Genomic DNA, 23,166 nt, shown 5'->3' on the forward strand with positions numbered 1-23,166 from the left:
GAGTCCCCCTCACCCGGATCACATTGCGCTTCGCCCATGCGATCCGACCTCTCCCCGCAAGCGGGGCGAGGTGGGAGCCTCCCTGTGGACAATCGCACCGAGAACCGTGCTAAGAGGCACCTCTCATGCGGTTCTCCGTCACCACCTGGAACATCAATTCGGTGCGCCTGCGCATCGACACCGTCGCCAAGTTCATCAAGAGCGCGCGGCCGGATGTGCTGTGCCTGCAAGAGACCAAATGCATCGACGATGCGTTTCCGCTCAAGCGCTTCAAGCGGCTCGGCTATGAGCACGTCGCGCTGAACGGACAGAAGGGCTATCACGGCGTCGCCATCGTCTCGCGCCTGCCGTTCGAGACGACCGACATCAGGACGTTCTGCGACAAGATCGATTCACGACACATCTCGGTGTCCTTCGGCGAGAAGGCGCAGCTGTCAAAGCCGCTGGTGCTGCATAATTTCTACGTGCCGGCCGGCGGCGACATTCCCGATCCCGCGCTCAATCCGAAATTCGAGCACAAGCTGCAATTCCTCGACGAGATGAAGGCCTGCGAGCCGCTGCATCCGCGCGGCGACGACCGCCACATCCTGGTCGGCGACCTCAACGTCGCGCCGCATGAGAACGACGTGTGGTCGCACAAGCAGCTGCTCAAGGTGGTCTCGCACACGCCGGTCGAGACCGAGAAGCTGCTCGCCGCGCAGGCGCATGGCGAATGGTTCGACATCGCGCGCGAGCGGATCCCGATGTCGGAAAAGGTCTACACCTGGTGGAGCTACCGCGCGGCGGACTGGACCGTCGGCGATCGCGGCCGACGGCTCGATCACATCTGGGTCTCGCGCGCGCTGAAGGATCAGGTCAGCGATTTCAAGATCACCCGCGACGCCCGCAGCTGGGAGCGCCCGTCGGACCACGTGCCGGTGACGGCGGTGATGGAGGTTTAAGGGCGCCGCCGACCCTCGACCCGTCATCCTGAGGAGCGCGGAACGCGCGTCTCGAAGGGTGCACGGCCCGGCTGGTGGCCGTCGACCCTTCGAGACTCGCCCAGCGGCGCAATTGCGCCGCAAGGCTCGCACCTCAGGGTGACGGATCACGTGCTCAACTTCCCGCCAGCCATCAGGATATCGCTTGCGAGCTGGCTGGTGCGCAGCGCGAGCTCGTCGCGCAGCCGGCGGGCCGCGGCGGGATCGCTTTCCAGCACGCGCTGGAACAAGCTGCGCGCGACGCGGATCACGGAGCCGCGCTCCAGTGCGGTGGCGGTCGACGGCCGCTTCATGGCGACGATCAAGGCGAGCTCGCCGATCAGCGCGCCGGGGCCGGCGATGATCTCGGCGCCGCCTTCCTCGACGCGGAAGGTGCCGCGCTGCACGACATAGCCGGCGTCCGCAGCGTCGCCGGCCTTGAACAGCACGTCGCCTGCGTTGAAATCACGTTGCTCGGAGCCGATCGCCAGCATGCGCAAGGAGCTTTCGCCCAACAGACGCATTGTCGGGACCCGCTCGAGCAGGGCTACGTCATCATCGATCGACATTCAGGTCCGGTAACCGCGGCGCGCCTCGATTTCACGAATCGTTGAGCGCAAAGCGTATCACGGCACCAGCTTGTAGCCACCGGCTTCCGTCACCAGGATTTCCGGGTTGGCGGCGTCCTTCTCGATCTTCTGGCGGAGGCGGTAGATGTGGGTTTCCAGCGTGTGGGTGGTGACACCGGAATTGTAGCCCCAGACTTCCTGGAGCAGGGTCTCGCGCGACACCGGCATCTGGCCGGCGCGGTAGAGGAAGCGGAGGATCGCGGTTTCCTTCTCGGTCAGCCGCACCTTCCTGGCATTGGCGCCGGTCAGCATCTTCGAGCCGGGCCGGAACGAGTACGGACCGACCGAGAACACCGCGTCCTCGCTGGCCTCGTGCTGGCGGAGCTGCGCCCGGATCCGGGCCAGCAGCACCGCGAAGCGGAATGGCTTCGCCACATAGTCGTTGGCGCCGGATTCGAGCCCCAGGATCGTATCGGAATCGGTGTCGTGGCCGGTCAGCATGATGATCGGGGCCTTGAAGCCGCCCTTGCGGAGCGAGCGGACCACTTCGCGGCCGTCAGTGTCGGGCAGGCCGACGTCCATCAGGACCAGATCGGGGGAATTGGCTTTGGCGGCAGTGGCGCCCTTGGCGCCGGTGTCGACTGCGGAGGCTTCGAATTCCTCGTGCAGCGACAGCTGCTCGACCAGCGTATCGCGCAGATCGGTATCGTCATCCACGATCAAGATCTTGCGGGCATTGGCCATAGGTACAATCCTTCGGGGGCGGGCGGTCAGAAGCAGAGGACGCTTATGGCCGTAACATCGGCTAGATATGTGTTCAGGTAGGCGATTGTTACCGATTCACAAGGCAACGCAGTCTACCTCAAATCCGGCGGGGCAGGACGTGAATGTCCTGTAATGCCGGGAGATAGGATGTTCTGAACCTCCAAGGCAAGCTCAGTTTGGAACGATTCTTAAGGGAAGGTCAGCTATTTCAATCACTTATATGACAGTCAAACGTGATCGCCCGCTCTCCATTATCGAGGTCCGAGCAGCCGCCGGCGACCCTCGCCGGGGTTGGCTGTCGGCCGACGCCTGGACCGTGCCGGTGGCGCTCGGGCGCGGCGGAATCCTCGCCAACAAGCGCGAGGGCGACGGCGGCACGCCGCGCGGCGTCTTCCATCCGCGCCAGCTCTGGTGGCGCGCCGACCGGCACCAGCGTCCGACGACTTTCCTGCCGACCCGGCCGATCCGTCGCGAGGACGCCTGGTGCGAGGACCCCGCCGACCGTCACTACAACCAGCCGATCCGGCTCGATCGCGAGCAGGGCGGCGACCGCCTGACTCGCGAGGATCATCTCTACGACTTCATTATCGAGATCGATCACAACGCCGCGCCGCGCGTCGCCGGTCGCGGCAGCGCGGTGTTCCTGCATCTGGCGCGGCCGAACTTTTCGCCGACCGCGGGCTGCGTCTCGATGACGAAGACCTCGATGCTGCGGTTGTTGCGGCGGATGTCGCCGCAGACCCGGATCGTTATTGGGTAGGGTGGTGGAGTAGCTCAGCATCGGTTTTCCCACGCGACAGGCGCGACGCGTTTGTGCTGAGATTGCACACAACAGAAAATAATTCCCGCGGGAGTGAAAAAGCATGCTCGACAACGAAAAAATCGCGGCCGCCGCAAAAGTCCTGCACGATCACTGGCACGCGGGAACAAAACTCGGCGCGCTCGATGGCGCAATTCGGCCGCGCGATCGCGCCGAGGGCTACGCGGTGCAGGCTCAGCTGGAAAAGACTTCGCGCGAAAAACTGTTTGGCTGGAAGATCGCGGCGACCAGCGCGGCCGGCCAGAAGCACATCAATGTCGCCGGACCGCTCGCCGGGCGCATCCTTGCCGAGACGGTGATACCGGATGGCGGCACCGCGTCGATGCAGGGCAACGAGATGCGCGTCGGCGAGCCGGAATACGCCTTCCGCATGGCGCGCGATCTCGCGCCGCGCACAACGCCTTACAGCGTGCAGGAGGTGCTGGAGGCCGTCGGCACGTTGCATCCGGCGATCGAGATTCCGGATTCGCGTTTCGCCGATTTCGCCTCCGCCGGCGAGGCGCAGCTGATCGCCGACAATGCCTGCGCGCATCTGTTTGTGCTCGGACCCGCAACCTCGGCCGACTGGCGCGCGATCGACCTGGTCGAGGACCGCCCGACCATCACGCTGCACGGCGAGCGCTATATCGGCCATGGCAAGAACGTGCTCGGCGATCCCCGCGCAGCGCTCGCCTGGTGCGCCAACGAACTCTCCGCGCTCGGGTTGACCTTGCGGGCAGGCGAGGTCGTCACCACCGGCACCTGCCACCCGCCGCTGCCGATTCAGGCTGGCGATGCGTTCGGAGCCGATTTTGGCGCGATCGGAAAAGTGTCGGTGCGGTTCGTGTAGGCCGCGCACGCGCCACACACACCGCTGTCGTCCCTGCTTTCGCACTAGCGTATATACATATCCTCCGCAGTCTTTCCGGAGTCTTCTCAAAGAGTTGGCCGAAAACCGCAGAGAACTTACTCATCTGCACTAGGGTTGCGCCCGCCGATTTCGGCTCTCGCCTAGTAGCTAACCCCTTGATGATGAGTCGGTTTTCTAGCCTCGAAGAGATGTGTAAATGCCCTAGTGCGAAAGCAGGGACCCATAACCACCGAAGTGAATTGTTGTCCGCCGATCTGGCCGCGTGTCCCTTGCAATGGCCGCGGAGTATGGGTCCTGGCTTTCGCCAGGACGACACTAGTTATGCGGCACCGTCCGCGTCCCGAAGATCGCCGAGCCCACCCGCACATGGGTGGCGCCCATCTGGATCGCCACCGGGAAATCCGCGCTCATGCCCATCGAGAGATTCGTCAGCCCGTTGCGCGCGGCGATCTTGGCGCAGAGCGCGAAGTGCGGCGCCGGCGCCTGGTCGACCGGCGGGATGCACATCAGTCCTGATATCTGCAGGCCGTAGGTGTCCCGGCACGCGGCGATGAAGGTATCCGCGTCCTGCGGCGCGACGCCGGCCTTCTGCGGCTCCTCACCGGTATTGATCTGGACGAACAGTTCTGGGTGCTTCCCTTGATTTTTGATTTCCTTGGCTAACGCTTCGCAAATGCTGGTGCGATCGACCGAATGGATCGCATCGAACAGCGCGACCGCCTCCTTGGCCTTATTCGACTGCAAAGGCCCGATCAGATGCAGTTGCAATCCCGGATGAGCCTGGGCTAGCGCCGGCCACTTGCCCTTGGCCTCCTGGACGCGATTTTCGCCAAATACGCGCTGTCCGGCGCCGATAATCGGCAAAATTGCGTCGGCCGCGAACGTCTTCGACACCGCGATCAAGGTCACCGACGCGCGGTCGCGCCGCGCTTCCTTGCAGGCAAGGGCGATCTCGCGTTCGACGGCGGCGAGACCATGTGGTGAATCGGCCGGTAACGGCGTGGTCGGGCTTTGCGTCATGCTTGTGCCGTTCTCTGACAGGTGCGGGGGTTGGCTCGAATTTTACCAAATTCGGGAAAGGCTTTTTGAAGCCCTGCATTCTAACTTGCGCACGGGCAAGGGAATAGAATGTCGGGCGTCACTTTCAACCGCAACCGGGTCAGGCTCAAGAAGGTTCTGGGAATTCGTGCCCGGCTGGCCTTGCTTGCGCTGATGCTGGTCGCGCCCCTGATGCTGGACCGCGTCCGCACGCTGGAGGATTCCCGCAGCAAGCAGGTCGCGCAGGCCGCGGCCGGCTATGCCAGCCTCACCGCGCATGCCGCGGAAACCCAGCGCGAGGTGGTCTCCTCGGTCGAGACCATGCTGAAGTCCGCAGCCTACATCCGCGCTTCCGGCGGCATCGCGCAGAGCTGCGAGGTGCTGCGCGCCAGCCTGCCGACCGTGCTGCCCTGGATCCGCAGCATCATGTTCGTCTCCAGGGACGGGCTGGTGCAGTGCTCGACCCTCAACGTCCAGGTCGGCCTCAATGTCGGCGACCGCGAATATTTCAAGAAGGCGCAGGACAACCGCGGCTTCGTGTTCAGCGACTATCTGCGCGGCAGGACCAATGGCCGCCCGATGATGATGGCCGCGTATCCGGTCGCCGCGATCAATCCGGAGCAGGATGCCGTCGTCGTCGCCGGCATCAATATCGACTGGCTGTCGCAGATCATGGCCAATCTCGGCGGTCAGCCCGGCATGTCGGCCGTGCTGGTCGACTCTACCGGCGTCGTGATCGCCGCGCCTGCGGATCACGCGAGCCTGATCGGCCGCTCGCTCGACACCATCCCGCTGATGGCGGCGATCGCCGAGAAGGCGCTGAGCTATGACGAGCCGTCCGGCTCGGTGTCGTTCACGGCGTCCGACGGCGCACAGCGCACGCTGAGCTTCGCGCGCATCGCCGGCACGCAATCCCGACTGATCGTGAGCATGGACGAGGCCAAGGTGACGGCGGCGATCAACCGCGAGATCCGCACCGCCTATCTGCAGCTCGGATTCGTCTGCCTGTTCGTCTTGTTGGGTGCGCTGGTCGGCGCCGAGCGGCTCGTCATCCATCCGATCGAGCTGATGACCGGCATGGCGCGACGGTTCGGCGAGGGCGACTGGTCGGCGCGCGTCGCCAAGCACAAGCTGCCGGCGGAATTCGTGCCGCTGGCGCGCGCCTTCAACGCCATGGCGGCGCAGCTCAGCCAGCGCGAGCGCGAGCTCGTCGCCTCCAACGATCGTCTCACCGTGATGGCCTCGATCGACGCGCTGTCTGGCCTCGCCAACCGCCGCGGCTTCCAGAGCCGGCTCGACTTCGAATGGATGCGGGCGCAGCAATATGAATGCGAGCTGTCGCTGATGATGATCGATGTTGATCATTTCAAGCTCTACAACGACACCTACGGCCATCCCGAAGGCGATGCCTGCCTGACCCGAATCGGCGAAGTGCTGTCCGGGATCGCCGCCGACACCATGGGCTTCGCCGGCCGCTATGGCGGCGAGGAGTTCTGCCTCTTGCTGCCGAACACCGACGCCGCGCATGCGCTCGCGATTGGCGAGACCGTGCGCACCGCCGTGCTCGGCCTCGCCGTGCCGCATGCATCCTCGAGCCATTGCGTCGTCACCGTCAGCGTCGGCGTCGCCACGACCAGGCCGAACGAGACCCTGCGCCCCGGCGACCTGATCGAAGCCGCCGACGCCGCCCTCTACGCCGCCAAGCGCCGCGGCAGGAACGCCGTGATCGAGCACGGCTTCCTGCAGACGCTGGACGAAGCCGGGATGGCGCTGGCGAGTTGAGATCGTGCGTGATCGAGCGTCACGATGAGCGCGGAACCATGACCATCGGCGACGAGGAGGCTGCAGACGGCGCCCCTGCGACAGCGGCAGGGCGGCTGCGCGAGGGGATGGGACGTTTGGAGGCCCCAAGCCGTTGACCGCGCAGGCGCTTTTGTGGCCTAGTCCGCCGTCCCCGGACGGGGCCCGAAAATCACCCAGAGCCACCCAAAATCCCTGCGATTTCATGACCGCCGAACGCTATAACGCCCGTGAATCCGAACCCCGCTGGCAGCGCCTGTGGGACGAAAAGGCGATCTTCGCCTCCAAGAACGACGATCCGCGGCCGAAATACTACGTGCTCGAGATGTTCCCGTACCCGTCGGGGCGCATCCATATCGGCCATGTCCGCAACTACACGCTCGGCGACGTGCTGGCCCGCTTCATGCGCGCCAGGGGCTACAACGTGCTGCACCCGATGGGCTGGGACGCGTTCGGCCTGCCGGCCGAGAACGCGGCGATCGAGCGCAAGGTGGCGCCGAAGGCCTGGACCTACGACAACATCGCCGCGATGAAGAAGCAGCTGCGGTCGATCGGCCTGTCGCTCGACTGGTCGCGCGAGTTCGCGACCTGCGACCCCAGCTACTACAAGCATCAGCAGAAGATGTTTTTGGACATGCTGCGCGCCGGCCTCGCCGAGCGCGAGAAGCGCAAGCTGAACTGGGATCCGGTCGACATGACCGTGCTCGCCAACGAGCAGGTGATCGACGGCCGCGGCTGGCGCTCGGGCGCCGTCGTCGAGCAGCGCGAGATGAGCCAGTGGGTCTTCAAGATCACGAAGTACTCGCAGGAGCTCCTGGAAGCGCTGGATGGTCTCGACCGCTGGCCCGACAAGGTGCGGCTGATGCAGCGCAACTGGATCGGCCGCTCCGAGGGCCTGTTGATCCGCTTCGCGCTGGATGCGGCGACGACACCGGCCGGCGAGAGCGAGCTGAAGATATTCACCACGCGGCCCGACACGCTGTTCGGCGCCAAGTTCATGGCGATCTCGGCGGATCATCCGCTGGCGCAGGCGGCTGCCGCGAAGAACCCGAAGCTCGCGGAGTTCATCGCCGACATCAAGAAGATCGGCACCGCGCAGTCGATCATCGACACCGCAGAAAAGCAGGGTTTCGACACCGGCATCAAGGCGGTGCATCCGTTCGATCCGAGCTGGAAGCTGCCGGTCTATGTCGCGAACTTCGTGCTGATGGAATACGGCACCGGCGCGATCTTCGGCTGCCCGGCGCACGACCAGCGCGACCTCGACTTCGTCAACAAGTACAATCTCGGCAATGTGCCGGTGGTCTGCCCCGAGGGCCAGGACCCGAAGACGTTCGTCATCACCGACGTCGCCTATGACGGTGACGGCCGCATGATCAATTCGCGCTTCCTCGACGGCATGACGATCGACGCGGCGAAGGAAGAGGTCGCCAAGCGGCTGGAAAGCGAAGTCCGCGGCAATGCGCCGGTCGGCGAACGGCAGGTGAATTTCCGGCTGCGCGACTGGGGCATTTCACGCCAGCGCTATTGGGGCTGCCCGATCCCGGTGATCCACTGCCCGACCTGTGACGTGGTGCCGGTGCCCGACGACCAGTTGCCGGTGACGCTGCCGGAGGATGTCAGCTTCGACAAGCCGGGCAACGCGCTCGACCATCATCCGACCTGGAAGCACGTCAGCTGCCCGAAGTGCGGCGGCAAGGCGGTGCGCGAGACCGACACGATGGACACCTTCGTGGACTCGTCCTGGTATTTCGCGCGCTTCACCGATCCGTGGAACGAGGACGCGCCGACCACGCCTGCGGTCGCCAACCGGATGATGCCGGTCGATCAGTATATCGGCGGCGTCGAGCACGCGATCCTGCATCTGCTCTACAGCCGCTTCTTCACCCGCGCGATGAAGGCCACCGGCCACGTCGACATGAGCGAGCCGTTCGCCGGCATGTTCACCCAGGGCATGGTGGTGCACGAGACCTACCAGAAGGCCGACGGCAGCTGGGTCACGCCGGCCGAGGTGAAGATCGAGGTTGGCGGCAACGGCCGCCGCGCGGTGCTGATGGCGACCGGCGAGGACATCGCGATCGGCCCGATCGAGAAGATGTCGAAGTCGAAGAAGAACACCGTCGATCCCGACGACATCATCGCGAGCTACGGCGCCGACGTCGCCCGCTGGTTCATGCTGTCGGACTCGCCGCCGGACCGCGACGTGATCTGGAGCGACGAGCGCGTGCAGGGTGCCTCACGCTTCGTGCAGCGGCTGTGGCGGCTGGTGAGCGAATCGGCCGAAATCGCCAGGACGGCGCCGGCGGCCCGGCCGGCCACGTTCGGGCCCGAGGCGCTGGCGCTGCGCAAGGCCGCCCATGGCGCGCTCGACAAGGTGTCGTCCGGCATCGAGCGGCTGCATTTCAACGTGTGTCTCGCGCATATCCGCGAGTTCGCCAATGCGCTGTCCGAGGTGCTGGCGAAAGGCGACAAGCCGGCACCGGACCTAGCTCCAGATGTTTCTTGGGCCGTCAAGGAGGCGGCGACCATCCTGGTGCAGCTGTTTTCGCCGATGATGCCGCATCTGGCCGAGGAGTGCTGGGTGGTTCTGGGCCAGACCGGGCTGGTTTCCGAGGCCGATTGGCCGCAAATCGAGCGCGATTTGCTGGTCGAAGACAGCGTGACCCTGGTCGTCCAGGTCAACGGTAAAAAACGAGGTGATGTTACCGTGCCACGGGCGGCCCAAAATGCGGATATAGAGGCTGCCGTTTTGGCGCTCGATGCGGTAAAAGCCGCCTTGGGCGGCAATCCCGTCCGCAAGGTGATCGTGGTGCCCATGAGGATCGTCAATGTTGTCGGCTAGGATCAGGATCGCCGCCCGGCTCGTGGCCGTGGCCTCCTTGGCCGCGCTGACGGCCGGATGCTTCCAGCCGATGTATGCCGAGCGCACCCTCGACGGCCAGTCGTCCGCCCTGCGCGAAAAGCTGCTGGGCGTCGAGGTTCCGCCGGTCGACAAGCCCAACGCCTCTCGCGAGGCCCGGGTCGGCGTCGAGGTCCGCAACGCCCTCGCCTTCAAGCTCTACGGCACCGCCACCGGCGCACCGCCGACGCATCGGCTGGTGCTACGCTTCACCACCAGCCGCTCCTCGCTGATGATCGACCAGGCCACGGCGCTGCCGACCAGCGAGAACTACGGCATCGACGCCCAGTTCAACCTGATCGAGATCGCGTCGAACAAGTCTGTGATGACCGGCACCACGTTCTCGCGCGTGTCCTACGACATGCCTGGCTCGTACCAGCGCTTCGCCCGCGCCCGCGCCTTCCGCGACGCCGAGGACCGCGCCGCGCAGGAGATCGCCGACAACATCCAGACCCGGCTCGCCTCCTTCTTCTCCACCGGAACCTGATCGCCGCATTGGTCGCGCTTCGCGGAAAAGAGATCGACAGCTTCCTCGCCCGGCCTGACGCCGGTCGTCCGATCATCCTGCTGTACGGCCCGGACCTCGGGCTGGTGCGCGAGCGTGCCGACGCGCTGATGGCCTCCGCGGTCGACGATCCCAACGATCCATTCTCGCTGGTGCGGCTCGATGGCGACGAACTCGCCGCCGAACCGTCGCGGCTGGTCGACGAGGCCATGACGGTGCCGCTGTTCGGCGGCCGCCGCGCCATCCGCGTCCGCGCCGGCTCGCGCAACTTCTCGAGTGGCGTCGAGACGCTGACCGAGACCACCGCGCTCAGGGATTGCCGCATCGTGATCGAGGCCGGCGAGCTCAGGCCGGAATCACCGCTGCGCAAGGTCTGCGAGCGCGCCAAGAATGCAGTGGCGATCGGCTGCTATCCCGACACCGAGCGCGATCTGACGAAGCTGATCGAGGACGAGCTGCGCGTATCGAATCTGCGGCTCGCGCAGGATGCGCGCGCGGTGCTGATGTCGCTGCTCGGCGGCGACCGCATGGCCTCGCGCAACGAGCTGCGCAAGCTGGCGCTGTTCGCGCACGGCAAGGGCGAGATCACGCTCGAGGACGTCATGACCGTGGTGTCCGACGCCTCCGAGCTGAAGCTCGATCCGATCGTCGACGGCGCCTTCGCCGGCAACGCCGCGCTGGTCGAAAGCGAGTTCACGAAAGCAATGGTCGCCGGCACCTATCCCGGCGTGATCATCTCGGCCGCGCAGCGCCAGGCGGCATGGCTGCACAAATCGGCGCTGGCGATCGCGGACGGCACGCCGGCGTCAGCCGTGCTGGAAGGCGGATTTCCGCGGCTGCACTTCTCGCGCAAGCCCGCGGTCGAGATCGCGCTGCGCAACTTCACGCCGCCGCGGCTGGTGACGGTGATCGATCAGCTCGCGACCGCGGCGCTCGACATGCGCAAGCAGGCCTCACTCGCCGCCGTGATCGCGCAGCGCGCGCTGCTCTCGATCGCGGCGAATGCGAAGCGGCGGGGGTAAATTGAAGAAGTCATTCCGGGGCATGCGAAGCATGAACCCGGAATCCAGAGATGTTGAAAAAGAGATTCCGGGTTCGCGCTGACGCGCGCCCCGGAATGACGAAACCGCTAGCCGCCCTCGAGCCGCCGCACCACCTCGTCGAGCTGCTCGAGGTTGCGGTAGCTGATCTGGACGGTGCCGCCGGGATCGCGATGGCTGACGGTGACGGCAAGGCCGAGCGCATCGCTGACGCGCTTCTCGAGCGCCAGCGTATCGGCATCCTTGTCGACCTTGGCCGCGCTGCCGCTGCGCGCTTTCTGCGGCTTGCGCTCCGGCACGCCCTCCTCATGCGCCAGCGCCTCGGCCTGGCGGACGTTGAGACCCTCGGCGACGATGCGCTTCGCTGCAGCGAGCGGATCCGGCACGCCGATCAGCGCGCGGGCGTGGCCGGCGGAGAGATCGCCCTTCGAGATCAGCGCCTGCACCTCGGCCGGCAGCTTGGTCAGCCGCATCATGTTGGCGACATGGCTGCGGCTCTTGCCGACGATCTTGGCGATGTCTTCCTGGCTGCGTTTGAACTCGTCGGCGAGCGCGTGATAGCCCTGCGCCTCTTCCATCGCATTGAGGTCTTCGCGCTGGACGTTCTCGATGATCATGATCTCGAGCGCGTCGGAATCAGAGACCTCGACCGGCACGATCGGCACTTCGTGCAGGCCGGCGAGTTGCGAGGCGCGCCAGCGGCGCTCGCCGGCGATGATCTCGTAGCGGTCCTGCGCGCCCTTGATCGCACGCACCACGATCGGCTGGATCACGCCGCGCTGCCTGATCGAATCGGCAAGCTCGCCGAGCTCGGTGTCGGCGAAGGTGCGCCGCGGGTTACGCGGGTTGGCCTTGAGGAATTCGATCGGCACCTTGCGCTGGTTGCGCGGCCGCTCGACATGCGCGGCCGCCTCGCCGCCGACATCTCCGATCAGGCTTGCCAGCCCGCGCCCCAGTCGCGAACGCGCTTCATCGGCCATTGTTGCGAGCTCCCTTGGATTCACACGCAGTACTCCGGACTTGAATTTCAAAAGAAACGTAGGATGGGTAGAGCGAAGCGAAACCCATCGCGGCTCGCAATGAGAGTGATGGGTTTCGCTTCGCTCTACCCATCCTACGCAACGTCAATGCGTGCGCAGCTCGCGCTCGCGCTGGATCACCTCGGTGGCGAGCTTGAGATACGCATCGCTGCCGGCGCATTTGAGATCGTAGACCAGGACCGGCTTGCCGTAGGAGGGTGCTTCCGAGATGCGCACGTTGCGCGGGATCATGGTGTCGTAGACCTTGTCGCCCATGAACTGGCGCACGTCGGCAACCACCTGGTTGGAGAGGTTGTTGCGCGAGTCGAACATGGTCAGCACGATGCCGTGGATCGACAGGCTCGGATTGAGCGTCGAGCGCACCTGCTCCACGGTCTGCAGCAATTGCGACAGACCTTCGAGCGCGAAGAACTCGCATTGCAGCGGCACCAGGATCGCGTCCGACGCCGCCATCGCATTCACCGTGAGCAAATTGAGCGAAGGCGGGCAGTCGATCAGCACGTAGGTGTAGTCGGCTTCCGGCGAGACGTTGTTGTTCAGCCCTGCGATCGCATCACGCAGCCGGAACGCGCGGCCCGGCGTGGTGCCGAGCTCGAGCTCGAGGCCGGAGAGGTCCATGGTGGAAGCGGCGATATGTAGCCGCGGCACCGCGGTCGCGACCACCGCATCGCGCAGCGGCGCCTCGCCTATCAGCACATCATAGGTCGAACAGCTGCGGTTGCGGCGATCGATGCCGAGGCCGGTCGAGGCGTTGCCCTGCGGATCGAGATCGACGATCAGGACACGCTCGCCAATCGCAGCGAGTGCGGTGCCAAGATTGATCGCTGTGGTGGTCTTGCCGACGCCGCCCTTCTGATTGGCGAGCGACAGGATGCGCGGATGGCCAGGCGGCTGGGACGCCTTATCCTCTTGATAAACCTCGTCCATCACAGTCATACCAAAATACCATTTGTTCTCGCGGAGTTCCCCTAGCGCCGCTCGATTGACCCGAGTTCGACGATCCAGCCCTGTCCGCCGGTCCGGCTGGAGTGTAGCTTTGGCTCAATAATCCAATATTTAGTGGCCTCGGTCAATTCGGCCTCTACATCTTGACCCTTCAAAAACAGCGCCTTGGCGCCCTTTTTGACCCACGGCTCCGCAAAGCCGATGAGTTGATGTAACGGAGCCAGCGCCCGCGCGGTGACGCAATCGATGGGCCCCAGGATTCTATCCACAGTATCCCCGATATCAGCCAGATGCACCGCCCCCGGCGAGCCCGTCACCCGTATCGCCTCGCGCAAGAATGCCGCCTTCTTGGCGATTCGCTCAACCAAATGAATCGACGCGCCCGGAGTCTCGGCCAGCGCGCAGGCCAGCACGACACCGGGGAATCCGCCGCCGCTGCCGAGATCGACCCACGACTTGGCCGTCGGCGCGAGGCTCAGAAGCTGCAGCGAATCGGAGACGTGGCGGGTCCAGAGGGTCGGCAGCGTCGATGGCGCGACCAGATTGGTCTTGGCCTGCCACGCCAGGAGGATGGCGACGTAGCGGTCGAGCCGCGCCTCTGTTTCACGTGAAACAGGCGTCAGCGCGAGCGCCGCGGCCTTGTCCTTGGCGGAGACGCTGAGTTCGGCGGATCGCGAAATTGAAGCCATTCTCTGGAATGCCAGTCGAGCTCGTCGTTGCGAGCGAAGCGAAGCAATCCATAGTACCGCGTGAGGAAGCGATGGATTGCTTCGTCGCTTCCGCTCCTCGCAATGACGGGACCGTCCCCCGTTTCACGTGAAACGTCAGGCAGATGCCTTCGCAGTCTTCCGCCGGGCTTCCCGCCGGAGATAGGCCGCCAGAATACCCAGCGCCGCCGGCGTCATGCCGTCGATCCGGCCCGCCTGCCCGACCGTCCGCGGCTGCGCCTTCTGCAGCTTGGCGCGCGCTTCGTTCGAGAGACCCGGCACATCGGCGTAGTCGACGTCGGTCAGAACCAGACCCTCGTCACGCCGGAAGGCATCGACATCGGCGGTCTGGCGTTTCAGATAGACATCGTATTTGGCATCGATCTCGAGATGCACCGCGATCGCAGGGTCAATGGCCGACAGCTCCGGCCAGATCGCCTGGACTGCCGGCCATTCGATCTCCGGATAAGCCAGAAGCTCGAAGGCGGAGCGGCGATTGCCGTCACGATTGAGGGCAAGCCCGTGCTTGGCGGCTTCATTCGGCGTGATCGCGAGCGACTTCGCCAGCCGCTTGGCCGCCTCCAGCGCCGCCATCTTGGCCCGGTGACGGTTCGCGCGCGGGGTCCCGACGCATCCGAGCGCAATGCCCTTGTCGGTCAGGCGCTGGTCGGCGTTGTCGGCACGCAGCGTCAGCCGATATTCGGCGCGCGAGGTGAACATGCGATACGGCTCGGTGATCCCGCGGGTCACGAGATCGTCGATCATCACCCCGAGATAGCCGTCGGCGCGGTCGAACACGATCGGATCGGCATCGCCGGCAGCGAGCGCGGCATTGAGCCCGGCGACAACGCCCTGCCCCGCCGCCTCCTCATAGCCCGTGGTGCCATTGATTTGGCCGGCCAGGAAAAGCCCGCGCAGACGCTTGGTCTGCAGGGTCGGATCGAGCTCCCGCGGATCCACGTGGTCGTATTCGATCGCGTAGCCCGGCCGGACCATCTTCACCCGCTCGAGGCCTGGAATGCTGGCGAGGATCGCGAGCTGGACCTCTTCCGGCAGCGAGGTCGAGATGCCGTTCGGATAGACCGTGGTGTCGTCGAGCCCTTCCGGCTCCAGAAAGATCTGATGGCCGTCGCGGTCGCCGAAGCGGACGATCTTGTCCTCGATCGAGGGGCAGTAGCGCGGTCCGGAGCTCTTGATCTGGCCGGAATACATCGGTGAGCGATGCACATTGGCCCGGATCACCTCATGGGTCGCCGGCGTGGTCCGGGTAATGCCGCACTGGATCTGCGGGGTCGTAATCCGGTCAGTCATGACCGAAAACGGCTCCGGAGGCTCGTCTCCGGGCTGCATTTCGACCGCGGACCAGTCGATCGTGGTGCCGTCGAGGCGCGGCGGCGTCCCGGTCTTGAGCCGGCCGAGCACAAACCCTGCACGTTCAAAGGAAGCCGACAGGCCTATGGCCGGCGCCTCGCCGACCCGGCCCGCCGGCCAGTTCTTCTCGCCGAGATGGATCAGACCACGCAGGAAGGTCCCGGTCGTGATGACAACCGCCCCCGCCGATAGCCGGCGGCCATCGCCCAGGCAAATGCCGGTCACGCGACCATCGACGACGACCAATTCATCCGCCTCGCCTTCGATGACGCTGAGGTTCGCGGTCTCGGTGATCGCGGCCTGCATCGCGGCCGCATAGAGCTTGCGGTCGGCCTGCGCCCGGGGGCCACGAACCGCCGGACCTTTCCGGCGATTGAGCATGCGAAACTGGATGCCACCGGCATCGGCCACCCGGCCCATCAAACCGTCCAAGGCATCGACTTCGCGGACCAGATGGCCCTTGCCGAGCCCGCCGATGGCGGGATTGCACGACATCGCGCCGATCGTCGCGAAACGATGGGTCACCAAGGCGGTCTTTGCGCCCATCCGGGCAGAAGCGCTCGCGGCCTCGCAGCCGGCATGGCCGCCGCCGATGACGATGACGTCAAATGAGTCTGCCCTGGAAGTCATGCCGGGACTTCTATCGTGGAGTCATGAAAGCCGGAAGAACGAAGTTGGGATCGCCGCTCTGAGACCGAAGCCCGAGGCAAATATGGACTGCTTCGCTTCGCCCGCAATGACGGATGGGACCGTTTCACGTGAAACAGTGCGGCTGTATGATCGGCAACTGTTTCACGTGAAACAGGATGAGGGTTCCTTAACCAGATCGAAACCATGTTTCACGTGAAACAGAGGGGGCACCCGCTACTTCCCGACGCAGAATTCGCGGAAGATGACATCCAGGATGTCTTCAACGTCCACCCGGCCGAGCAGACGACCGAGTGAGTAAGCGGCCCGCCGGAGTTCCTCCGCCGCCAGTTCCTCGCCCTGCCCGACCACGTCCATGCTGCGCTGAAGGGATTCGACGGTCTCCTGCAACAATCCGCGCTGCCGCGTCCGACTGATCAAGCCGCCTTCGCTGGTTCCAAAATAGTCCTGAGCGAACCCGACCAGCGCGGCGATCAGCTCTGACAACCCATCGCCACGAGCAGCCGAGATCCTGAATTCGGGGTAACTGCCACCCTCGCCCGTCATGGTCCTGACCAGGTCGATCTTGTTCCGCACCAGCCAGGTCGGCGTCGTTCCGCCATGTCCCGCCCTTGCATCGCCGCTGTCGGCCAGCCACAGCACCAGGTCCGCCTCCGCGGCGCGGGCGCGGGCGCGTCGGACGCCCTCCTGCTCCACCGGGTCGTCGGTCTCGCGAATGCCGGCGGTGTCGATGACCGTCACCGGATAGCCATCGAGGTCGAGCTGCACCTCGATCACATCGCGGGTCGTGCCGGCATGCGGCGAGACGATCGCGACCTCGCGCTTGGCGAGCTGATTGATCAGGGTTGATTTGCCGACATTCGGCGGACCGGCGATCGCGACCACCAGGCCGTCGCGCAACCGCTCGCCAAGCCCCTGCCCTGCAAGGACTTGCTTGATCTCATCATGCAGCGCGCGGATCTTCTCGAGCGCCGGCCCGATCAGATCGGCCGGCACATCGCCTTCATCTGAGAAATCGATGCCGGCCTCAATCAGCGCCGACGCCGCTATGATCCGCTCGCGCCAGTCCCGCGCCCGGTCGCCGAGCAGCCCCTTCAGCTGGCGCAGCGCCTGGCGCCTTTGACGGTCGGTATCGGCGTGGATCAGGTCGTCCAGGCCCTCGGCCTCGGTCAGGTCGAGCTTGCCGTTCTCGAAGGCCCGCCGGGTGAACTCGCCCGGCTCGGCCGGCCGCACGTTGTCGAATGCCGCGATCGCATCGAACATCGCCGCCAAGACGGCGCGTCCGCCATGGACATGAAATTCGGCGACGTCTTCGCCGGTGGCACTGGCCGGGCCTGGAAACCACAGCACGACCCCGTCATCGATCGGTTGATGGTTCGAATCGCGGAGCAGCGCGCGGGTCGCCAACCGCGGCACCGGCGTCTTGCCCGCCAGTCCTGCAATGACCGACTCGGCCATTGGGCCAGACAGCCTGACAACGGCGATCGCACTCGGCGGCCGCCCCGAGGATAACGCGAAAATAGTCTGGTCGCGTGGATGCATCGCCTATTTCTTCCAGCAAATCGGCAAAGGCAATGCCGCTTCGATTTCGCACTCCATACCGCAAAATGCTGCGATGCAGCATGATCTGATTTCACTGCAGCAGCCGCGCAGCAATTTTGCTGCGGTGTCGTCAGCTAGATCACCAAGCTATGATAGAAATATAAATAATATCAGATAGTTAAATGGAAACACAGCGCGGAGAACGGCTCCTTTTATGCTGCACTTAGCCGCAGCAAATCCGCAGCATGAAAAAGGCGCCCCGTTGTGCGGAGCGCCCTGTTCTTTTCGGCCGTGGCCTCAGGTGTTCATGGAATCGAAGAATTCCGAGTTGCTCTTCGTATTGCGGAGCTTGTCGAGCAGGAAGTCGATGGCGTCCATGGTGCCCATCGGATTGAGGATGCGGCGCAGGACGTACATCTTCTTCAGCACCTGCGGATCAGTGATCAGCTCCTCCTTGCGGGTGCCGGAACGGGCAATATCGATCGCCGGGAAGGTCCGCTTGTCCGAAACCTTGCGGTCGAGGATCAGTTCGGAGTTACCGGTGCCCTTGAACTCTTCGAAAATGACTTCGTCCATGCGGCTGCCGGTATCGACCAGCGCGGTCGCGATGATGGTCAGCGAACCGCCCTCCTCGATGTTGCGCGCGGCACCGAAGAAGCGCTTCGGACGCTGCAGCGCGTTGGCGTCGACACCGCCGGTCAGCACCTTGCCGGATGACGGCACGACGGTGTTGTAGGCGCGGCCGAGGCGCGTGATCGAATCGAGCAGGATCACGACGTCGCGGCCGTGCTCGACGAGGCGCTTGGCCTTCTCGATCACCATCTCGGCGACCTGGACGTGACGCACCGCAGGCTCGTCGAAGGTCGACGACACCACCTCGCCCTTCACCGAGCGCTGCATGTCCGTGACTTCTTCCGGACGCTCGTCGATCAGAAGCACGATCAGATAGCAGTCGGGATGATTGGCGGTGATGGAGTGCGCGATGTTCTGCATCAGCACCGTCTTGCCGGTGCGCGGCGGCGCCACGATCAGCGCGCGCTGGCCCTTGCCGATCGGCGCGACGATATCGATCACGCGGGCGGAAAGGTCCTTCTTGGTGGAATCCTCAAGCTCCATGCGGAAACGCTGATTGGGAAACAGCGGCGTGAGGTTGTCGAAATTGACCTTGTGCTTCGACTTTTCCGGATCTTCGAAATTGAGCGTGTTGACCTTCAGCAGCGCGAAATAGCGTTCGCCTTCCTTCGGGCTGCGGATATGGCCTTCGATGGTGTCGCCGGTGCGCAGGCCGAAACGGCGGATCTGCGACGGCGAAACGTAGATGTCGTCGGGGCCGGGCAGGTAGTTCGCGTCGGGCGAACGAAGGAAGCCGAAGCCGTCGGACAGCACCTCGACAACGCCCTCACCGATAATGTCGGTCTCGGCGATCGCGAGCTGCTTGAGAATTGCGAACATCAGCTCCTGCTTGCGCATCGTGCTGGCATTCTCGACCCCATTCTCTTCCGCAAACGAGACGAGCTCGGCCGGCGTTTTCGATTTGAGGTCCTGGAGTTTGATTTCCCGCATTGGGGTCGTCCTGTGAGGAAGTAGGTAGGGAAGGGGTGCGAGGTGGCTCTGGAAAAAGCGGACGCCAAAGGAAGGTCCGCAGGTCTCAGCCAGGAAAGTGCCGTTTGGGCTTTCAAACCTGATGCGGCGCCGGTCCGAAAAGAACCGGAACGCGACCACATCCGCCTGCGTGGGGTGGGATAAATCCTATATAGAAAATCGATTCGTCCTTCGCAAGAAGGACTGAAGCATGCGTCTTGAGCATCGTGATGTCTAGAACGGCTTCACCACCACCATGATCACGATCAGGATCATCAGAACTGTCGGCACCTCGTTGATAATACGATAGAATTTCTGACTACGCTGATTCCGGTCGGCGGCGAAATCCTTCACACAGCGGGACAAAAAGCCGTGGATACCCGACATGGCGAGCACCAGCGCAAATTTGACGTGAAACCAGCCGGATAGGTACCAGTGTCCGGCCCAGACCAGGAAAAGCCCGGCCAGCCAGGTCACGATCATCGCGGGGTTGATGATCCCCTTCAAAAGCCGCCGCTCCATGACCTTGAAGGTCTCGGACTGCCTGGAGCCGACCTCGGCCTCGCAATGATAGACGAACAGCCGCGGCAGATAGAGCATGCCGGCCATCCACGAGATCACGGCGACGATGTGCAGAGCCTTGACCCAGGCATAGATCGGCAGGGCGTTGATCCAGTCGAACATCGCAGTGATGCCTTTCGGGGAACAGTTCGGGAGGGCTCAGCGCTGCGCGCAAGGCTTCGCCGGCGAGGGACGGATACATATCCGCACACACGGCTCTCCTAAACCTAATTAATTTTAGAATCTAAGGTTTGAGTCTTAATGGCAGTGAATTTGACTCATGCAATCCGGTCCAGCGGTTGCTGCGCGCTTGTTCACATCCCTCAACATTCCGGTCGGCGGCGGCGGATATCCGGAATCTGTCGCAGGACTCAGTTGGTTGCGCGCCTCTGTGGCCAGCTTATGAAGAGACAAATCCACACTGCTTCACTATCATCCCCGCCATGACGTCGACTTATCCTTTTGCGACGTGCTGTGAAGAATGGGGCGAGATATACAGGGGCCTGGTCATGGACCCGGATTCTTCTCCTCGACCTCCACAGGGATTCACAGGATAGACAGGGGCTCTGGTGCCGACGACTTCCAATTATTTCCACCTGCATCTGGTGTCGGACTCGACCGGCGAGACGCTGATCACCGTGGCGCGCGCGGTCGCCGCGCAATACGCCAATGTGACCGCGGTCGAGCACGTCTATCCCCTGGTGCGCAGCCAGAAGCAGCTCGATCGCGTGCTCGACGAGATCGAGGAATCGCCCGGCATCGTCCTGTTCACGCTGCTGGAGAAGGATCTGGTCGGCCGGCTCGAGGGCAAGTGCAAGGAGATCAACGTTCCGAGCCTGTCGATCATCGGGCCTGTGATGCAGTTGTTCGAGGCGTATCTGGGTGCCGCGACGACCGGGCGCGTCGGCGCGCAGCACGTGCTGAACGCGGAATATTTCCGCCGCATCGATGCGCTGAACTACACGATGATGCATGACGATGGTCAGCATGTCGAAGGCCTCGAGGAGGCGGATGTCGTGCTGGTCGGGGTATCCCGCACCTCGAAGACACCGACCTCGATCTATCTCGCCAACCGCGGCATCCGAACGGCGAATGTGCCGCTGGTGCCGGGCATCCCGCTGCCGCACCAGCTCGAGACCTTGAAGAAGCCGCTGGTGGTCAGCCTGCATGCGACGCCCGAGCGCCTGATCCAGGTCCGGCAGAACCGGCTGCTCACCATGGGCGACCGCGACAATGACACCTACATCGACAAGCAGTCGGTAGCCGACGAGGTTGCCTTTGCCCGGCGCCTCAGCGCGAAATTCAACTGGGCGCTGCTCGACGTCACACGGCGTTCGATCGAGGAGACCGCGGCCGCGGTGATGAAACTCTTCAACGACCGCCAGCGCGCGCGGCCGTCGGAGTGATTCTCGCGTCATGAGCATCTGGCGCGGCCCACAGAAGCTGATCCTCGCGTCGCAGAGCCGGACGCGAAAGATGCTGCTTGAAAATGCCGGCCTCGATTTCGAGGCGCTGCCGGCCGACATCGACGAACGCGCGGTGCAGAAGAATTCCGGCCTTTCGGCCCCGGGCGAGATCGCATCGCTCCTGGCGCGCGAGAAGGCGCTGTTCGTGTCCAGGCAGAGGCCTGGTCAATATGTCGTCGGCGCCGACCAGACGCTGGCGCTGGGGCAGCGCATGTTCAGCAAGCCCGCCGGCCGCACGCAGGCTGCCGAGCAACTCGCTCTGCTCGCCGGACGGACCCATGAGCTGCATTCCGCCGTCTCGGTCGCACGCGATGGAAAGGTCCTGTTCAGCGATGTGAGCGTGGCCCGCATGACGATGCGACGGCTCGCTGCCGGCGAGATCGAGAGCTATCTCGACCATGCCGGGGAGGCGGTGACGACCAGCGTCGGCGCCTACCAGCTCGAGGGCCTCGGCGTGCATCTGTTCGAGCGGATCGAAGGTGACCATTTCACCATCCTCGGCCTGCCGCTATTGTCGCTGCTGGCGTTCCTGCGCGGCGAGAAGCTGCTCGCGGTGTGAGGCGTGGCGACGGGAGAGATGCTGAACCGATGTTGATGCGATGCTGATTGTTGGACTGACCGGCTCGATCGGGATGGGGAAATCCACCACGGCCAAACTGTTCATGGAGGCCGGCGTGCCGGTCTATGACGCCGATGCGGCCGTGCATCAGCTCTACGAAGGTGAAGCCGCGCCGGCGATCGAGGCCGCCTTTCCCGGCACCACCGCCGGCGGCAAGGTCGATCGCGCGAAACTGTCGGCGCGCGTGGTGCACGATCCTGCCGCGATGAAGCAGCTCGAGCAGATCGTGCATCCGATGCTCGGCGCGTCGCGCCAGAAATTCTTCGCCGATGCGGAAGCCGCCGGTAACCCGATCGTGGTTGTCGACGTACCGCTATTGTTCGAGACCGGCGGCGAGAAGCGTGTCGATGCCGTCGTTGTCGTCAGCACGTCGCCGGAACTGCAACGCGAGCGGGTGCTGGCCCGCGGCACGATGGATGCGGCCAAGCTCGACGCCATCATCGCCAAGCAGATGCCGGACGAGGAAAAGCGCAAACGCGCGGATTTCATAGTGGATACCTCGCACGGCCTAGATCCGGTGCGGGCGCGTATCCGCGACATTCTGGCCGAGGTTGTTAAGATGCCGAAGCGGCGCGCCTGATTCGCCCGCCTTTTCGGATTCCATCACGTCATGCGCGAAATCGTTCTCGATACCGAAACCACTGGCCTCGACCCGCTGCGCGGCGACCGGCTGGTTGAGATCGGCTGCGTCGAGATTTTCAACCGTATGCCGACGGGGCAGACCTATCACGTCTACATCAATCCCGAGCGCGACATGCCGGCGGAAGCTTTCGCCGTGCACGGGCTGTCGACCGAGTTCCTGGCTTCCAAGCCGCTGTTCACTGAAGTGGTCGACGAGTTCCTGGCCTTCATCGGCGATACGCCGCTGGTGATCCACAACGCGTCGTTCGACATCAGCTTCATCAACGCCGAGCTCGACCGCATCAAACGGAAGGCAATTCCGAAGGACCAGCTGGTCGATACGCTGCTGCTGGCTCGGCGCAAGCATCCCGGCGTGTCGAACCGGCTCGACGATCTCTGCTCGCGTTATCAGATCGACAATTCCCGCCGCACCAAGCACGGCGCCTTGCTCGACGCCGAGCTGCTGGCCGAGGTCTATATCGACCTGATCGGCGCGCGGCAGTCGCAGCTGATCCTGGCATCAGAAACGTCGGATGCGCGCGCGGGCGGCCATAGTGGTGACACGCCGCGGCGGCAGCGCGAGACCCCGCTACTGGCGCGGGTCAGTGACGCCGATCGGGAGGCCCACAGGGCCTTCATTGCCACGCTCGGCGACCAGCCGATCTGGAACGATTACCTGCCGCCGCCAGCGCCTGCTGCAGCACCGGCGGCTTGATTCAAGATAGGTCGGGGCGCAGTTCCGTCATCCTGAGGTGCGAGCTCTTGCAAGCCTCGAAGGATGCACGGCCCGGCTGGCGGCCGTCGATCCTTCGAGACGCCC

At 64.3% G+C, this 23,166-nt stretch carries 22 protein-coding genes; 12 read left to right on the forward strand and 10 right to left on the reverse strand.

Features of this window, described 5'->3' with window-relative positions:
* Positions 1–125 precede the first annotated feature (125 nt).
* Positions 126–941: an exodeoxyribonuclease III gene (locus tag J6525_RS04670; protein WP_028335822.1), complete on the forward strand. Its 816-nt coding sequence runs from the start codon at positions 126–128 to the stop codon at positions 939–941.
* 146 nt (positions 942–1,087) lie between these two features.
* On the opposite strand, the gene J6525_RS04675 is transcribed toward J6525_RS04670, so the two are convergent.
* Together J6525_RS04675 and J6525_RS04680 are read right to left on the reverse strand one after the other, a co-directional pair.
* Positions 1,088–1,528: a cyclic nucleotide-binding domain-containing protein gene (locus J6525_RS04675; RefSeq protein ID WP_016841445.1), complete on the reverse strand. Its 441-nt coding sequence runs from the start codon at positions 1,526–1,528 to the stop codon at positions 1,088–1,090.
* A gap of 57 nt (positions 1,529–1,585) precedes the next feature.
* Positions 1,586–2,272, reverse strand: a complete 687-nt coding sequence (locus J6525_RS04680) for a response regulator transcription factor (RefSeq protein ID WP_016841446.1) — start codon at positions 2,270–2,272, stop codon at positions 1,586–1,588.
* A gap of 241 nt (positions 2,273–2,513) precedes the next feature.
* Between J6525_RS04680 and J6525_RS04685 the strand changes: the two genes are divergently transcribed.
* Positions 2,514–3,053, forward strand: coding sequence for a L,D-transpeptidase family protein (locus J6525_RS04685; protein ID WP_225642409.1), 540 nt, complete (start codon positions 2,514–2,516; stop codon positions 3,051–3,053).
* A 103-nt stretch (positions 3,054–3,156) separates the two neighbouring features.
* Positions 3,157–3,942 (forward strand): 2-keto-4-pentenoate hydratase, encoded by a 786-nt coding sequence (locus tag J6525_RS04690; protein WP_092081230.1) that lies wholly within the window; start codon positions 3,157–3,159, stop codon positions 3,940–3,942.
* A gap of 336 nt (positions 3,943–4,278) precedes the next feature.
* Here the strand turns inward: J6525_RS04690 and J6525_RS04695 are convergent, their stop codons facing one another.
* Positions 4,279–4,983: a YggS family pyridoxal phosphate-dependent enzyme gene (locus J6525_RS04695; RefSeq protein ID WP_225642411.1), complete on the reverse strand. Its 705-nt coding sequence runs from the start codon at positions 4,981–4,983 to the stop codon at positions 4,279–4,281.
* Between the two features lie 108 nt (positions 4,984–5,091).
* Between J6525_RS04695 and J6525_RS04700 the strand changes: the two genes are divergently transcribed.
* From J6525_RS04700 to holA, 4 genes are all read left to right on the forward strand, one after another.
* Entirely contained in the window at positions 5,092–6,783 is a 1,692-nt protein-coding gene (locus J6525_RS04700) for a sensor domain-containing diguanylate cyclase (RefSeq protein ID WP_225642413.1), read from the forward strand.
* Between the two features lie 223 nt (positions 6,784–7,006).
* Positions 7,007–9,643, forward strand: coding sequence for a leucine--tRNA ligase (gene leuS / locus J6525_RS04705; protein ID WP_225642415.1), 2,637 nt, complete (start codon positions 7,007–7,009; stop codon positions 9,641–9,643).
* Positions 9,630–10,187 carry an LPS assembly lipoprotein LptE gene (gene lptE, locus J6525_RS04710; protein WP_225642417.1) on the forward strand — a complete coding sequence of 186 codons (558 nt, stop codon included), beginning with the start codon at positions 9,630–9,632 and terminating at the stop codon, positions 10,185–10,187. Before leuS ends, lptE begins: the two co-directional genes overlap by 14 nt.
* 8 nt (positions 10,188–10,195) lie before the next feature.
* Positions 10,196–11,227 carry a DNA polymerase III subunit delta gene (gene holA, locus J6525_RS04715; RefSeq protein WP_225642419.1) on the forward strand — a complete coding sequence of 344 codons (1,032 nt, stop codon included), beginning with the start codon at positions 10,196–10,198 and terminating at the stop codon, positions 11,225–11,227.
* Between the two features lie 107 nt (positions 11,228–11,334).
* Here the strand turns inward: holA and J6525_RS04720 are convergent, their stop codons facing one another.
* The 5 genes from J6525_RS04720 to mnmE form a co-directional block, all read right to left on the reverse strand.
* A complete protein-coding gene (locus J6525_RS04720; protein ID WP_176936804.1) occupies positions 11,335–12,225 on the reverse strand; it encodes a ParB/RepB/Spo0J family partition protein in 891 nt (296 codons plus the stop codon).
* Positions 12,226–12,369: 144 nt separating this feature from the next.
* Positions 12,370–13,221: a ParA family protein gene (locus J6525_RS04725; protein ID WP_028342002.1), complete on the reverse strand. Its 852-nt coding sequence runs from the start codon at positions 13,219–13,221 to the stop codon at positions 12,370–12,372.
* A gap of 32 nt (positions 13,222–13,253) precedes the next feature.
* Positions 13,254–13,919, reverse strand: a complete 666-nt coding sequence (gene rsmG, locus J6525_RS04730; protein ID WP_225642421.1) for a 16S rRNA (guanine(527)-N(7))-methyltransferase RsmG — start codon at positions 13,917–13,919, stop codon at positions 13,254–13,256.
* Positions 13,920–14,054: 135 nt separating this feature from the next.
* A complete protein-coding gene (gene mnmG / locus J6525_RS04735) occupies positions 14,055–15,938 on the reverse strand; it encodes a tRNA uridine-5-carboxymethylaminomethyl(34) synthesis enzyme MnmG (protein ID WP_225642423.1) in 1,884 nt (627 codons plus the stop codon).
* A 234-nt stretch (positions 15,939–16,172) separates the two neighbouring features.
* Positions 16,173–17,498: a tRNA uridine-5-carboxymethylaminomethyl(34) synthesis GTPase MnmE gene (gene mnmE, locus J6525_RS04740; RefSeq protein ID WP_225642425.1), complete on the reverse strand. Its 1,326-nt coding sequence runs from the start codon at positions 17,496–17,498 to the stop codon at positions 16,173–16,175.
* On the opposite strand from mnmE, the gene J6525_RS04745 reads away from it, so the two are divergent.
* The gene (locus J6525_RS04745) at positions 17,398–17,676 is read left to right on the forward strand and encodes a hypothetical protein (RefSeq protein WP_225642608.1); all 279 of its coding nucleotides are present in this window, start codon (positions 17,398–17,400) and stop codon (positions 17,674–17,676) included. The genes mnmE and J6525_RS04745 overlap by 101 nt on opposite strands.
* Positions 17,677–17,795: 119 nt before the next feature.
* Here J6525_RS04745 and rho read toward each other — a convergent pair whose 3' ends face one another.
* Both rho and hemJ read right to left on the reverse strand, forming a co-directional pair.
* Positions 17,796–19,061 (reverse strand): transcription termination factor Rho, encoded by a 1,266-nt coding sequence (gene rho, locus J6525_RS04750; protein WP_021078151.1) that lies wholly within the window; start codon positions 19,059–19,061, stop codon positions 17,796–17,798.
* A 252-nt stretch (positions 19,062–19,313) separates the two neighbouring features.
* Positions 19,314–19,736 carry a protoporphyrinogen oxidase HemJ gene (gene hemJ, locus J6525_RS04755; RefSeq protein ID WP_038382762.1) on the reverse strand — a complete coding sequence of 141 codons (423 nt, stop codon included), beginning with the start codon at positions 19,734–19,736 and terminating at the stop codon, positions 19,314–19,316.
* A 473-nt stretch (positions 19,737–20,209) separates the two neighbouring features.
* On the opposite strand from hemJ, the gene J6525_RS04760 reads away from it, so the two are divergent.
* From J6525_RS04760 to dnaQ, 4 genes are read left to right on the forward strand one after another with little or no spacing between them, the layout of a single operon-like run.
* Positions 20,210–21,046, forward strand: a complete 837-nt coding sequence (locus J6525_RS04760; protein WP_016841463.1) for a pyruvate, water dikinase regulatory protein — start codon at positions 20,210–20,212, stop codon at positions 21,044–21,046.
* A gap of 10 nt (positions 21,047–21,056) precedes the next feature.
* Positions 21,057–21,665, forward strand: coding sequence for a Maf family protein (locus J6525_RS04765; RefSeq protein WP_225642427.1), 609 nt, complete (start codon positions 21,057–21,059; stop codon positions 21,663–21,665).
* Positions 21,666–21,705: 40 nt separating this feature from the next.
* Positions 21,706–22,305: a dephospho-CoA kinase gene (coaE, locus tag J6525_RS04770; RefSeq protein WP_092081208.1), complete on the forward strand. Its 600-nt coding sequence runs from the start codon at positions 21,706–21,708 to the stop codon at positions 22,303–22,305.
* Between the two features lie 30 nt (positions 22,306–22,335).
* Positions 22,336–23,061, forward strand: a complete 726-nt coding sequence (gene dnaQ / locus J6525_RS04775; RefSeq protein ID WP_225642429.1) for a DNA polymerase III subunit epsilon — start codon at positions 22,336–22,338, stop codon at positions 23,059–23,061.
* The last annotated feature ends 105 nt before the right edge of the window (positions 23,062–23,166 follow it).

Origin of the sequence: Bradyrhizobium australafricanum, assembly GCF_020329495.1 — a bacterium.
GTDB lineage: Bacteria > Pseudomonadota > Alphaproteobacteria > Rhizobiales > Xanthobacteraceae > Bradyrhizobium > Bradyrhizobium australafricanum.